Below are 14,216 nucleotides of genomic sequence, written 5' to 3'. Positions count from 1 at the left end.
ACGGTTCTGGATGACAGCAGATCCGACTGGTGAACCATTCATCAACGACAGATGCCGGGTAATCGTCAAAGACTTTTACTCGAGGCAACAGTCGATGTCATCCAGACGCAGGATTTGAAGCTTCTGGAAACGTATTTCAGTCTCTTCACCGCTAGGGAGCAGCCATGCCAGCTTCCCGGCTGGGGGGATGCCGGGCTTCACGAGATCGACGGTTTTCACTCCATTGAGATGAATGACCATACGGTCTCCCAGGGCGACGACGGTTAGCTCGTTCCAATCAGCAGGTTTAAAGGCTTTTTTGATGGTCTCTGCCGATGTCTTGGCAACCGGGATCTGGCCGGGTATTTCAAAAAGACCACCCATTTTTTCGGAGAAATCCAGCACGGTTTGATAACCAGTCATTTCGTGAGCAGAATTTTCCGTCCCGCGGAATATCAAACTGCTGCTCCCTTTCACCACCCTGAAAGACATCTTCAAGGCAAAGTCGCGATAGGCATCGGTCGAGATGAGGACGCTGGGCTGCGCCTCACCGGCTGGAGAGATTCCCTGAAGTTCACCATCGACAAACTTCCATACAGCAGCACCTGTCATCTGAAAGCCAGCTAATCCACCTTTGCTCGAAGGAACATCACTGATGAGCGTCTTCCAGGTGGGTTCACCCAAAGGAGTGAGCTGAATGTTCCTCCAATGGATTTTGCCGGCTTTACCCGAGTGAACCTGCAGGGCAATAAAACCTTCGAGATCAGCGGTGTCGATCAGATCGGCGCAGAGCACACCATTAACACGCGTTTGAATATGCGGGCCTTTGGCGGTAATCACAAACGTATTCCAACCGCTAAGCTTAAACGCTTGGCGAGCGGCTTCGTTATTTTCAAGGGAATAGATCCAACCGCGACGGCCTTCGTCGTAAATTCCGCCTGTCCAGGAGCGGGGTGAAGGGTCAATTTCGCATTGATAGCCGAATGTCCGGCCGTTTCCATCCTTCTGATGACTGCGAAATTGCACACCACTATTTCCAGCAATATCCAGCTTCACATCATAGCGCAGTTCAAAATCGCCATAGGTGGCCTGGGTTCTTAAGAAAGTGTTGGCTCCTGGCCCGACACGCCCGACAATCTCGCCGTTTTCGACTTCATATGTCGCGCCACCTCCGACTTTTTCCCAGCCGTTCAGTGTCTGACCGTCGAAGAGGTCAATTGGTAGAGGCTTCTTTGAAAGTTCTTGAGCAACAGCATTTGCCCCGCAGACAAATGACAGAGCCATCAGCGAGGCTGCGAGGCCGAACTTAATCCTTAACAGATGAGCAGAAATCTGGTTGCAAGATGTGGGTTCGAGCTTTTTCATAAAAAGCGTCCTTGTTGGTCGTGAGACATTGCCCATAACGCGGATTTTTTTGTGTGAATCATGAATTCAAGATGGCAACGTGTTGAAGATTACAGCCTGATAAAAACCTTTTGCCGAGCCAGCCACCAGACAAAGAGCCAGAAGGAAAGCCCTACGGCACATGCCTGCAAGATGGGCGAAAAGGACTCTCCAAAAATCTGAAAGACCCCCGCCCCCAGGTGCCGCTGCCACGTGATCGCCATCCAGGGACGAAGCAGCATGTAGAACACATACAGAACAATAGAGTTCATGCCTGCAATCACGAGTGGCCAAACACCCCAGCGCCATTGAGCGGCTTCCGTGACGAAATGAAAGAGGCCCAGTGTCGTCAGGCACAAACCACCACTCCAGAGTGTCCAGGAAGGAGTCCAGATTCGTTTCACCATCGGACAAACGCCGGTGGCATCCAGTAACCATCCCAGTAAAGCAATAACCACGCCCCCCAGAATCATCCGGATGGCGGCGGGAAAAGCTCCCTTTGATTGCTGGATAGATTGACCAGCAGCCAATCCCAGCAGCATGGTGGCAATCGAGGGGATAAAGTTCAGTGTCTGGTAGCCTCCCTTATTAAAAACAAAGGGAATCTCTTGAGGGAAAAAGTTCAGAAACCAGCGGTCAAACTGCCCTGCAGGATTCAAATGCTTGTTCCAGTGAGCAGAGAATCCCGTCAACTGTGACCAATCCGGGGGGAGTCCTAATCGTGCCGCATCGGCAGGTGTTCCTACTGGCCAGAAAGCAAACAAGCCCCAATAGGCCAGAAGAATTCCTCCAGCAATGAAGGGAGCCAGCGGCCGCGATGATTGTGCAACGGCATAGACCACCAGATAGCCCAGCCCAATCTGAGTCAGGACGTTCATCAACGAAAAGTCAGTGGCAGGCTTGGAATCAGAAATCAAAAAAATCCCCAGCATTATCAGCACCAACGATCGAATCGCGGCACGAATCCAACCGTGGGCAGGCGTGACTCCCTGAGATTTTTGTGATGCCATCGACCAGGGGATCGAGACTCCGACAAGAAACATGAACGACGGCTGAATCATGTCCCATAACGAACAGCCGCGCCAGGCAACATGGTCAAACATCCATCCGGCAGTCTGCCAACCATCAGATTGCGGGAAGTTTCGACTCGCTTCAAGAATCCCAAATCCATTGAAAGCCAGCAGCACCATCACCAGACCGCGATAGGCATCGATCGAGGCCAGACGATGACTCGCGGTTGGTTTAGTGGTGACCATCTATCAATCCTCGGGCTGATCGATTTCAGCCAGGTAGAAAGCGGATCCGCCCGCAAAAGGTGTTTGTTTCACACCAACGCACGATAACAGCCCTCGCCAGGATTCGCGACAACATCACGGGGGGATCGGTAAACCGAAAAATGATGAAAGGATCATCACGCCAAGCCTGTACAATTGAGCCTGCTCGTACAACAGGAGCCAATGCGTTGTCAAAGTATATAATTTCGGGTCTCGTCTGCTGTTAAGTCCGACAACAAATGACGTTGCAGCGACATCAACACGAAGATAAAGCCGTAACGCGGCACTAACTCTTCTTGCAGCCATCCCGGTTGACAGGCTAGCTTGGAGATGAAGTTGCGAAGTGCCTGCCGGGTTTATTATTTCAATTGCTGTCTTCTTTTAAGGAGAATCCCCCTCCATGCGCTGGCTGATCACAAGCATGTTGAGTCTGGGACTGTTCGCCGCACTGTTGGGCACGATCCTTCAAAGCGTCACTTGGCATGATGTCACGGCAGCTGAAGTGGATCAGACTGCTGGAACAGTTTCTGCTTCTAACTCCACTCAGTCAGACACTGCCGTATCACTGGGTGACTCCGTCTATCGAAACCCGCGCAGTGTGGCCGTCTCTTCCGATCAGACGTTGATCCTCGTGGCGAATACTGGCGGTTCCGTCGCCTTGATAGACCTGAAGACTTCAATGAAGCGGGATGAACTTCCCCTGGCGGGATCCCCCTGGGATGTCCAATGGATTGATGCCCAGCGGGCTGTCGTCACGGCACGGGGTGCCGGTGAACTGGTCGAACTTCTGGTAAAAGATGGCCATTTGAGCTTTGGTCGCCGGTTACCGGTCGGATTGGAGCCGTGTGGCATTGCCATCGAGAAATCTGATCGAGGACAGCGGGCATTTGTGGCAGTTTCCGGGGCAGATCAAGTCATGGTCGTCGACCTCGAAACCTTTGAAATTCGCAATAAAGTGCCGGTTTCTGGTCTGCCCCAGCAAGTGTTAATCTCTCCTGATTCACGCTGGTTGGCTGTGGCGAGCCAGGTTCCCGGCAAAGTGACAGTTCTCTCCGCGGAAACATTGGAAGTTGCTGGTGAGCATAAGATCTATACCGACGGGTTTAATCTCGGGCCGATGACCTTCGAGCCGGAAACAGGTTCGCTGCTTGTCAGTTGCGCCATCAATCGAGGGTTCCCTGTTTCTTTCAGCAATATTGAGCGAGGGTGGGTGATTGACAATCGCTTGATCCGCATGCCAATTCCTAAAGGCGAATTAGGTGAGCAAGAGCAGTTGGGATTAGATGAGTTTCAAAAAGGAGTGGGGGATGCTTACGCCACACGCATCTCTCCTGATGGTCACTGGATTGTCATCACCGCCAGTGGTTCGCACGAATTGCTTCTGATCAAGCGAGAGGATTTGCCCTGGATGCCTGGCGATCCGGGGGACTTTGTGAGGCCAGAACTTATCGGCGATCGAGATCGGTACCGCCGTATTCCTCTGGCTGGCCGACCTCTGGATTTTGAATTCATCGGCGACCGCCAGATTGTGGTTGCCAATGGTTTAACAGAACACGTCGAGATTGTTGATCTGGATCGTGGAAAAGTCACTTCAACCATTCTTGTGGGACGTAATACCACGGAAAAATCACTGGTTCGTGAGGGAGAAGAGATTTTTTACGATGCGAAATTCAGCTTGCATCAATGGTTCAGTTGTCATTCCTGCCATCCTGATGGACATACGGCTGGTCAATTGTTTGATACGCAGAACGATCGTGGCTACGGGGCAGCCAAGCTGATTCCGTCTTTGTTCCATGTGGCTGATACAGGGCCATGGACATGGCACGGGTGGCAGCAGGATCTGAGTAACGCGATGAAGCGTTCCATTGAAGACACCATGCAGAGCGAGCAACCGTCTTCGCCTCAGCAACAAGCCGCGCTCGTCGCTTATCTGAAAACGCTGAAGCCTTACTCATGGAGCGAGTCAGTTTCCCACCGTCCCATACCAACGGATGATCCCGCATGGCATGCTGGACGTGCGATTTTTCTGGGAAAAGGAGCCTGCGAGAACTGCCATCAGGGCAATTGGTTTGTTCATGAAGACTCGTTTGAGATTGGTTTGAAAAGCCGCAATGACAGCGATTACCGCTTTAACCCTCCCACGCTATTAGGGCTGGGAATACGCCGTCGCTTTTTGCACGATGGCCGATCCCGCAGCTTGCGTGATGCCCTGGAAAAATACCACGCTCCCGAAAAGGTCGCCGGGGAAAAGCTGACTTCAGAAGAGCTGAATCAATTGCTGCACTACCTCAATTCACTTTAATAGCAGGGCAGGTCGTGGGGGATCTTTGAGATTCCTCTTTTTGGGGCCGTTCATGAGTTTAATAGACATCCCGGCAATATCGCTTACTGCGGATCATGGTTGTGACATACTCGTCTACGTCTTTTGATTCCAGTCCGCCATGCCGTCCGATGATCTGGCGAAGTGTTTGATCGACATCGACAGCCATCCGCTTGGCGTCACCGCAAACGTAAACGTGTGCGCCACGTTCCAGCCATGCCCAGAATTCAGCACCCTGCTCAAGCATGCGATGTTGAACGTAGATCTTGCTCTCCTGATCACGGCTGAACGCGCAATCCATTCGCGTTAATTTGCCACACTTCTGATATTCCGCCAGTTCTTCTTCGTATAGATAGTCCGTGGACGATTTCTGATCTCCGAAGAATAACCAGTTGTCACCGGCGGCTTCTGTCGCGTGGCGTTCCTGTAAGAATGCGCGAAAGGGGGCAATCCCTGTTCCCGGCCCAACCATGATCATGGGAACGGTGGGGTTCACGGGGACAGTGAACCCATGCGACTTCTGAACAAAAATGCGAACGGGATCATTAACTTTCAACCGATCAGCAAACATTGTGGAAGTGACGCCTTTGCGTCGTCGATTCTGGAACGTCCAGTCAACTCGTCCTACTGTTAAGTGGACTTTCTCGGGACATGCCTTGAGTGAACTGCTAATCGAATAGAGTCGCGGTTTCAACGGGGATAGCACACTCACAAGTTGTTGTGGCGTGATCTTGTTCGGACTCAGAAATGCCAACAGATCCAGCACGTCCCAACCATCAATCAAATCGGGATTTTCTTCGACATGCTGCAACCATGCCTGCGTTTTGACGTTTTCTGTGGTCTCCCGCAGCATAGCCAGTAATTCGTCAGTGACTTCGGTCAAGCAGAGTTTTTCGGACAAGGCTTTGGCAAACGGCAGTGTGGCTCCTTCGACAGTCACCGATTCCCTGTCAGTGACGGAAAAGACTTGCATCAGCTCATCGACAAGTTCATTGCAATTGGTGGGATAGACTCCCAGTGAGTCACCCACTTGATAGTGAATGCCGCTACCTGTCAGATCGATCTCGACGTGAGTCGTTCTTTTGGAAGACTCTGCACCATTCAGCTCGGCAATTCGATGAATTTTAGCCACATAAGGATTCTGGCGCGTCCATGGCGACTTCTCTTCATGCGCATGGCCATTGGTTTTCTGCTGGCTCACTCCGTTAACGGCATGATGCTCACCATTTGTGCCAGACAAAGAAACAGATGGCAGTGTTTCTGATATGGTGATGATTGAAGAATTGGTGGACGACTGAGACGCAGTGCTCGGCTGGGCAATCAGTTCTTTGAGACGCTTGGCCGTCTCTTTTCCGCCTGGCGTGCAGAGTTTCAGACTTTTTTCGTCACCATTAGCAATGGCCTCAGCATATCGCTGACAATTGTAGCCACATGACCCACAGTCAAGCTGCGCCATGGCCGCCATGAGGCGATTAGGCAAGCTTTTTCCGCTGGCCATCTGCAATCGCTCATCGATCGGTAGAGCAGGGTCATGCCATGGCAAATCCTCTTCAAATGCCGCATCGGGAATACGGGAAGTTCCGGTATTCCCCTGAACCAGATTCGTGACATCAATCGATGGTAAAACATGACTTGGCTGATCGATCAGGCCAATCCAGCCCGCCAGAAAGCCATTCAACCAGGCACGTTGCTCTTCATTGAACGGGGCACTTTCCGGAACCAATGAAAGTGTTTGCGACATCGTGATATGTCCAGAAAATAGGGAGAAATGAAAGTCTAAAAAAGCCTCAGCAATCGGCGGTTAATGGAGAGAATTCCGTAACTGCCCGGAGCTTCTCAATAGGTTGACGCTGGGCAAATCGGGAGAAGGGTTCCTGGGCCTCGCGAGCCTCGAGATAGAAAGACAGCAACCGCTCTACCAGAGAAGAAATTTCAGTGGCAGGGACTTGTGGGAATAGCTGCCGGGCAATTCCCTGCTGATCAGCAAAGCCGCCGCCTACCACGACTTCGTAGCCATCCTCCATGTCGTCGCCGACTTCCACTTTTGTGCCGCGAAAGCCAATGTCACCGATGAAATGCTGGGCGCAGCTGTGATGGCAGCCCGTGAAATGGAGATTTACAGGGACATCCAGTTCGATCCAGTTGTCCAGATGATTGGCGACTTGCAAAGCGTGCATTTTCGTGTCAGCGGCGGCGTACTTGCAGCCAGCACTGCCCGTGCAGGCAACCAGTCCGCTACGAATAGCGCTGGCCCGCCAACCCAGATTCAGCCGTTCAATTTCCGCCTGGACGGCAGGGATATCGCAAGTGGCAATATCCGGAATGATGAGATTCTGCCACACGGTCAGTCGGAGTCGACCAGAGCCAAACCGTTCAGAAATTGCTGCCAGTCCGCGAGCCTGAGCACACGTCATTCGCCCGACGGGAAGGACAACTCCGCAATAGTGTAGATCCGATTGCTTCTGAGAATGAAAGCCCACATGGGCCCAACGATCAACAGGACATGGCGTTTCATAACATTCTTTGGGGAAGCGAAGAAGCGGATGTCCTATTTCCTTCTCGACGGCTTCAATAAACTTCTCAAACCCCCAGGCATCCAGCAGATACTTTAATCGTGCCCGTTTGCGATCTGTCCGGTCACCATGATCGATAAAGACACGCACAATCGCAGAAGCCAAAGCCACACTTTCCTCGGGCTTCACGATAACACCCGTGTCCCGTGCAAAATCGAGATGGCCTGTAATTCCTCCCAGATTCAACCGGAAGTAGATCCCCGCAGGGCAAAAGGCGGTTGCATGTTCAGTGGAGATTTTGACCGCCTGGAATCCAATGTCATTGGTTTCTTCCAGAGTTCCAATACAGCCGCCCCCATCGAAACTGATATTGAACTTTCGCGGCAAGCCATACATCTCTCGATCATTCAGAATATGGTGGTGCATCTCCTTGGCATAGGGCAGCGTGTCAATCAGTTCCTGAGGATCAAATCCCGCAGTGGCAGAGGATGTCACATTGCGAATGTTATCTGCCCCGGATCCTTTGTTGACCAAGCCGAGTTCCACCAATCCCTGATGAACATCACAGCCCCGATCAGCAGGGATTTCCCGCAGTTGCAGATTAGCCCGTGTGGTCACATCCACATATTTCCCGGCATGCAACTCAGCCAGATCTGCAATTCCATTCAACTGCCAGCTTCGCAATTCACCGCCCGCGATCCTCAATCGGCACATGAAAGAGTCTTGTGCCGGAGCAACATGGAACAGCCCATGAAACTTCCAGAGAAACACGTCTGTTCCTTTAGGGAAAGTGCCTTGGCGAGCAGCCGCTTTCATCTGTGGCCAGATTGAAAAAGGATCTTTGTCACGCTTCGCCTTTTCTTCTGCACAGAGAGATTTCCCTTGAGCTAATACGCGATTCTGAGCGACGCCTTGCCGCGTCAATTCGTGATGAGAATTCTCAACAGTTGCCCCCTGCGGGCCTAGTTGCACTACGGTTCCTCCCCCACCAGGGACACCGCTTCCAGACAGGATGGGAAGCCCCTGAACTTTACGGGCCACATCGGCCCCCAAAGCGAATCCCTGGAGATAGCTTTTTTGACTTTCAGTAAAGCCGTGGGAATTAATCATGGCAGATGCCCCATCCAGAAAAATAGCACTCAAGAAAAATGACTCATCGAAAGCAGGCACGATTCAGTCGCGCCCCGGTTTCAAAGTCACCGCACAGGCCTTGTAGGAAGGCTGCTTTGAATAGGGATCAAAGACTGCATCCGTCAGCTGATTCGTTTGTTCGTAGTGCATGGGGATAAAGACCTGTCCTTGCTGCACATTGGGAGTCACGAACGCCATCGCCCTCATGCGACCACGACGGGACTCCACTGTGATCCAGGCATTGCTGGCAATTTTTAGCTCACGAGCATCAGCCGGATTAATTTCTACATAAGGGTGCTCGGGATAGAGTTTTCGTAATACCGGCGATTTTGAAGTACGGCTTTGCGTATGCCATTGAGACGCGCTTCCCCTTCCTGTCAGAAGAATGAAGGGATAAGCTGGCGTCGGCGGTTCTGTCATGGGACGGGAGGCTTCAAAAATAAACCTGGCCCGTCCATCCGTGTGATAAAAACGTCCATCCGCGAACAGTCGTCGTTCTTGTGTGGGAGTCACTCCCAACTCAGGGCAAGGCCACTGCACTCCGCCTTGTTCATCAATCCAGCGATAATCGGGAATTCCGGAGAAATCACAGGGCATTCCCCGTGAACACTCTTTCAAAATCTCAAACACCTGAGCGGGTGATGACCAGCGGGCAAACTGATCGCGACAGCCCCAATACTCTGCAACCAGTTGAAAAATATGGAAATCTGAGAGAGCTTGTCCCGGTGCACGACGGACTTTCTTGATTCGTCCGATCCGCCGTTCGGAATTGATAAACGTCCCTTCTTTTTCTCCCCAGCCAGCTGCCGGAAGTACCAGATCCGCACGTGTCGCGGTTTCTGTGGAGTGATACATTTCCTGGACAACCAGAAAATCGAGTCGTGAGAGAATATCGCGTGCCTGATTCTGATTGATCCACGAATGGGCGGTGTTGGTACAAATCACCCAGAGACCTTTGATTTTTCCACGAAGAATCCCTTCCATGATCTCGTGATAGCTCCAGCTATTTTCTTTGGGAATACGCTCCACATCCATCTGGAGAATGTCCGCGATTTTCTGGCGATGTTCGGCATTTCGAAAATCGTGCCCGCCAAGCAGGTTGGTCGTATTGCTGAATAATCTCGACCCCATCGCGTTGCACTGGCCCGTGATGGAATTCGCCCCTGTTCCGGGCTTGCCAATGTTTCCTGTCATTAAGGCCAGATTGATGAGCGCCTGTGCCGTTCGCACCCCCTGATGGCTCTGGTTGACGCCCATTGTCCACCAGAAAGAGACTCTCTCACGTTCATGAATCGTCTGAGAAAACCGCTCGATCTGTGCTGTAGAAAGCCCCGTTTCCAACGCTGTTCGTTGAAGATCGTACTCTTCAACAAATTTGGCGAACTGGGCGAATCCTTCGGTTGACCGGGCAATGAACGCCTCATCAATCCAGCCGCGTTCGATGAGAAGACGGGCCACGCCATAAAACAACGTCTGATCTGATTTTGGCTTGATCGCGAGATGTTGCGAGGCAGACATCGACGTTTCAGTACCGCGAGGATCAACCACAATGATCTCGGGCGAGCGGCGGTTCCGCATGACTCGTTCCCACATGATGGGATGAGCGATGCAAGGGTTCGCCCCTACAAAAACGAGAGCATCTGATTCTTCAAAATCCGCATAAGTATATGGCGGTGCATCGAAACCAAACGATTCTTTATATGCCACAACGGCCGTTGCCATACATTGCCGCGTGTTACCATCACCGTGCTGGAGATTCATGCCAAATTTGGCCAGTGATCCAAGAAAAGCCATCTCTTCTGTAGGGATCTGTCCCGTACTGAGGAACGCCACGGCTTGCGGCCCGTGTTCTTTCTGAATTTTCTTGAAGCGGCCTGTGAACAGCTTCATTGCCGTGTCCCAGTCCACGGCTTCCAGACGACCGTTTTTCTCGGCCCTGTATAACGGAGTTGTCGCACGATCTGGTGCATCGAGAACTCGAAGAGCCTCCCACCCTTTGGGGCAGGCCATCCCAAGATTGACCGGGTATGACGTTGTGGGAGTCAGATTGACCGCTTCCCCATCTTTCAGATGAATTTTCAGATTGCAGCCGGTGGAACAGTATCCGCAGACCATTTCTGTGGTCGAGTCAGGGGCCATTTGTTCGGGAACCTGACCTAGCCCAAAACCGCCTGGTTCTTGCAGCAATTGCCGGGTTAATTGACCATCTCGTTGATGGAATAATGTCATCAGCGGACGTGTCACAGGAGTCTCGGGGAAGAAGCTCATGGCCGCACACCTCCGGGCATCCGGGGATTGGAGACCGCAGAAAAGAAGAGATACCGCTCTAGAAGTTCACCACCCAGGCAGCAACCCCATGCCAGGCCAATCAATAAAGTGGTGATCAGGCTGAACTGGACGGCTTCCGTTGAGGCGTTCGCTGGGAAAGTGGTATCTCCAAAGAAGCTGAGAGGAATCACAATCCCGCCAATACCACCCAGCAGGAGGCGGCCCATGGAAATGTGTTTCAGTGGGCCGATCACCAATCGTGCCGATCGCTTAAGCGAAGAATTACGGAATGTCGCCAGATGACGTAAAAGTGAAACGTCATAGATTAACTTGAGGATGGAGAACGCGATGACAGCGCGTGCGAGAGGACGATTCAATTCCAGTGCCAAAGGTTCCCAGGTTTCGGAACTTAGAAAACCTCTGGATAGACATAGCATCAACCAGATCGTGGCGACGCCCAGGAGAGCCGTAGTTAATCCAAAACGGATCGATGTCCGTTCCAATGACCAGAGTTCCCGCTGTGTGAAAACGTAGATCATGACCGAGCAGAAAACACCGACCAGGCCGACGATCGACACACTCAGTGAGAGAGGGGAAAGCCAGGGCTTTAAGTCATTCATGTTAATGACATGAAACAATTCAAAATCAGATATCGGCGCTCTCGTTGAAATCCAGCAGATGATAGCAAACGGAAATGCCAGCCCTGCAAAGACACCAAAGGCCACAATTTCACGACTTAGCCACGAATGACGGAATCCCAGAATGCCACGAAACGCATAGAGGGGCCGGCCCAGATGTAGTGTGCTGGCTGCCAAAGCAAGAAGCCCCAAAGCCAGGGCACCCGTGGCATGGATGGGACGGAAGGCAGATGCCAGGCTTGGTTCGAGAACCCATTCGAGATAGCAACCTGTGGTAAATGCTCCCACAGAAAGCTGTGTAAGAACCAGCATGACTATTAAAGGCCAGTGTGGATGCTGCGGATTTATGGAGTGATAATCAGCGGGAAGCAAATTTCGGGGGAAAACACGTGACGACTTATAGGTGGTTGTCGGAAGCGTGATATAAGGTTCTGGAGCGGCTGGTAAAAAATGATCGGCTTCCGAGTTCTCAATCACGCGTGTCACATCGACAATACGGATCGAAATCGCCTCGTGAGGGCAGGCTTGAACACAGGCCGGAGCTTCGCCGTGTGCCAGCCGGTTGGCACACATGTCACACTTTCGAACGATTCCTTTGGCATGGTGGTATTTAGGAACATCATAGGGGCAGGCCAGGGTGCAGTATTGGCAGCCAAAGCATTGATCATCGAGGTGACGCACGATTCCAGTGCGGGGATCTTTTTCATAGGCATTGACAGGACATGCCTGCATACAAGCCGGTTCAAGGCAATGATGACAGGCCGATGTGACGTGTTGAATGACCGGTAGAGCTTCCGTCCCACCAACAAGCAGGCCAACGCTTCGCCACGTTTCTGTATCATCCAGTCCGTTCAGAGAATGGCAGGCCGTCACGCAGGCTTTACAACCCGAGCAACGATCCAGATCGACCTCAAATCCATATTGTTGGCCGGGATTGACAGCCGTCGCGGGTAACAGTTTTGCATAGTAATGCGCCTGATCAGGAAGCGTGCGCATTTCTTGATCACGACTGAAACTCTCGACGGCTGTCAGTTCCCGCTGCTCATTCAACAGCCGACGCACTAATTGCTCACCTTCGGATTGGATGACATCGGGAGAGGTATACCCGGTCATCAGGTCATCCAGAGTGAGAAGTCGTGTGAGTGGCAATGTGTCGCTCATAAACTTCCGATTCACAGTCAGAAGGACAGCTCAGTTCATTTTCTGATACCGAAAGACATACTGCGGGGCGAGTGGAAACTCGTGTTTGCCACCTCACGCAGGAACCATCTCTGTCGAGCGCTCTACGACCAGGTCTTGATGACTGTTGTCGTGACCGATCGTACCGGGAAAAGCTGATGCTTCTGGTGTGGACTCTGTTCGTGCGGCAAAGCGAATGGCAAGGACACCAAACGAAAGGCCAGTGATCAGAACACCCAGGATCAATAAGGCGGTCGGCCACGTGATGGCAGAGCTTTTCAAGAGGAAGCCAATAGCGACAGCCGCCATGTTCCCGCCAGCCCCGACTATTCCAGAAACCGAGCCTAAGGCCCTTTGATTGATGAACGGGACAACGGCATAAGTTGCTCCGTTGGACATTTTGACGAACAATCCCAAGATCAACATGGATGGGATGGCGAAGGCTAATGTTCTGGCTTGAGAAAAGAGGATCAAGGCGATCCCCTCACACAGAATGGCAATAAAGAGTAAGCGGACACGTCCAGATAATGCCCAGTGAGCCGCAAAGCGATCAGAGGCATACCCACCCAACGCTCGAGCAAAAAGGTTCATCGATCCAAACAAGCCTGCTACAAATCCAGCGATTCCTAACGCGTGGATTGGGTCGGCATTTTTGAGTTCATCAAAGCTGTCCATGAAGTAAAGAACGGCAATGTTGTCGAGAGTCAGTTCTAATCCAAAACAGGCACCATAGATCAGGAATAAAATCCAGACGCGATAGTCACGGCAGGCTTCCTGAAAGGCCCCTTTTGTCGCTGATTTCTGGGGCATCTTCCCAGTTGCCCGCAGCGGCGCGAAGTTTCCTTCAGGTGTATCCTGAGTTAAGAAATAGTAGGCGACACCAGCCAAGGCACAGACCACACCAGCCAGTAGCATACAGACCCGCCAGGAACTGGCCGTTGATATGCCAAAAACGGCAATCAATAGAGCGAACAGGGCTGGCATGACCATTTGTGTAACACCACCACCGAGATTGCCCCAGCCAGCGCTCGTCGCGTTAGCCGTTCCGACACAGTTCTGTGCGAACATGATCGACGTGTGATACTGTGTGATTACAAACGAGGCACCGATTGCGCCAATGGCGATGCGAAACAACAGGAATGTTGTGAAGTCATAAGCCAATCCGATCCCCATGACAGGAATAGAGGCCAGAACTAACAGGCCGCTATAGGCCAATCGCGGCCCGACACGGTCGCACAACCAGCCGACATACAAACGAGCCAGAACAGTGATGGCAACAGAACCAATAATGCACCAGCCCACCTGATCCTTGGTCAGCTGCATTTCATCGCGTACCACAGGCATTAAGGGCGCGATGCCAAACCAGGCGAAAAAGCATAGAAAAAAGGCGAACCACGACATGTGGAACGCACGCATGGGAGCCGTTTGAAAATCCCACAGCCGAATACTTGTGGCTTTGGCAGAAGGGGGCATTCCGGGAGACCTTACTGGACGTCAATCATCCAAGCCTCACTTTTCCGACGAGCGACTG

Annotated in this window: 8 protein-coding genes; 1 reads left to right on the top strand and 7 read right to left on the bottom strand. The window is 52.0% G+C overall.

Features of this window, described 5'->3' with window-relative positions:
• Positions 1-75: 75 nt before the first annotated feature.
• The gene (locus SH287x_RS07380) at positions 76-1,344 is read right to left on the bottom strand and encodes a 3-keto-disaccharide hydrolase (protein WP_479517967.1); all 1,269 of its coding nucleotides are present in this window, start codon (positions 1,342-1,344) and stop codon (positions 76-78) included.
• A gap of 89 nt (positions 1,345-1,433) precedes the next feature.
• A complete protein-coding gene (locus SH287x_RS07375; RefSeq protein ID WP_479517966.1) occupies positions 1,434-2,618 on the bottom strand; it encodes an acyltransferase family protein in 1,185 nt (394 codons plus the stop codon).
• A gap of 418 nt (positions 2,619-3,036) precedes the next feature.
• On the opposite strand from SH287x_RS07375, the gene SH287x_RS07370 reads away from it, so the two are divergent.
• Positions 3,037-4,938: a cytochrome c peroxidase gene (locus SH287x_RS07370; protein ID WP_479517965.1), complete on the top strand. Its 1,902-nt coding sequence runs from the start codon at positions 3,037-3,039 to the stop codon at positions 4,936-4,938.
• 58 nt (positions 4,939-4,996) lie between these two features.
• Here SH287x_RS07370 and SH287x_RS07365 read toward each other — a convergent pair whose 3' ends face one another.
• The 5 genes from SH287x_RS07365 to SH287x_RS07345 all read right to left on the bottom strand — a co-directional run bounded on the left by SH287x_RS07365 (position 4,997) and on the right by SH287x_RS07345 (position 14,158).
• Entirely contained in the window at positions 4,997-6,697 is a 1,701-nt protein-coding gene (locus SH287x_RS07365) for a sulfite reductase subunit alpha (RefSeq protein ID WP_479517963.1), read from the bottom strand.
• Positions 6,698-6,743: 46 nt separating this feature from the next.
• Positions 6,744-8,579: a NirA family protein gene (locus tag SH287x_RS07360; RefSeq protein ID WP_479518679.1), complete on the bottom strand. Its 1,836-nt coding sequence runs from the start codon at positions 8,577-8,579 to the stop codon at positions 6,744-6,746.
• Positions 8,580-8,642: 63 nt separating this feature from the next.
• Entirely contained in the window at positions 8,643-10,868 is a 2,226-nt protein-coding gene (locus SH287x_RS07355; protein ID WP_479517962.1) for a molybdopterin oxidoreductase family protein, read from the bottom strand.
• Positions 10,865-12,667 carry a DmsC/YnfH family molybdoenzyme membrane anchor subunit gene (locus SH287x_RS07350; protein WP_479517961.1) on the bottom strand — a complete coding sequence of 601 codons (1,803 nt, stop codon included), beginning with the start codon at positions 12,665-12,667 and terminating at the stop codon, positions 10,865-10,867. The genes SH287x_RS07355 and SH287x_RS07350 overlap by 4 nt, the downstream gene beginning before the upstream one ends.
• 93 nt (positions 12,668-12,760) lie before the next feature.
• Complete coding sequence (locus SH287x_RS07345; protein ID WP_479517960.1) at positions 12,761-14,158, bottom strand: MFS transporter; 1,398 nt, start codon at positions 14,156-14,158, stop codon at positions 12,761-12,763.
• Between the last annotated feature and the right edge of the window lie 58 nt (positions 14,159-14,216).

It is taken from the genome of Planctopirus sp. SH287, assembly GCF_056500625.1.
Note: the sequence above shows the minus strand (reverse complement) of the source record. Positions and strands in the feature narration are given on the sequence as shown.

Excerpts from the sequence above, each read along its gene's own strand:
- SH287x_RS07375 (WP_479517966.1), bottom strand. The coding sequence starts at position 2,618 with ATGGTCACCACTAAACCAACCGCGAGTCATCGTCTGGCCTCGATCGAT.
- SH287x_RS07345 (WP_479517960.1), bottom strand. The coding sequence starts at position 14,158 with ATGCCCCCTTCTGCCAAAGCCACAAGTATTCGGCTGTGGGATTTTCAA.
- SH287x_RS07360 (WP_479518679.1), bottom strand. The coding sequence starts at position 8,579 with ATGATTAATTCCCACGGCTTTACTGAAAGTCAAAAAAGCTATCTCCAG.
- SH287x_RS07380 (WP_479517967.1), bottom strand. The coding sequence starts at position 1,344 with ATGAAAAAGCTCGAACCCACATCTTGCAACCAGATTTCTGCTCATCTG.
- SH287x_RS07355 (WP_479517962.1), bottom strand. The coding sequence starts at position 10,868 with ATGAGCTTCTTCCCCGAGACTCCTGTGACACGTCCGCTGATGACATTA.
- SH287x_RS07350 (WP_479517961.1), bottom strand. The coding sequence starts at position 12,667 with ATGAGCGACACATTGCCACTCACACGACTTCTCACTCTGGATGACCTG.
- SH287x_RS07370 (WP_479517965.1), top strand. The coding sequence starts at position 3,037 with ATGCGCTGGCTGATCACAAGCATGTTGAGTCTGGGACTGTTCGCCGCA.
- SH287x_RS07365 (WP_479517963.1), bottom strand. The coding sequence starts at position 6,697 with ATGTCGCAAACACTTTCATTGGTTCCGGAAAGTGCCCCGTTCAATGAA.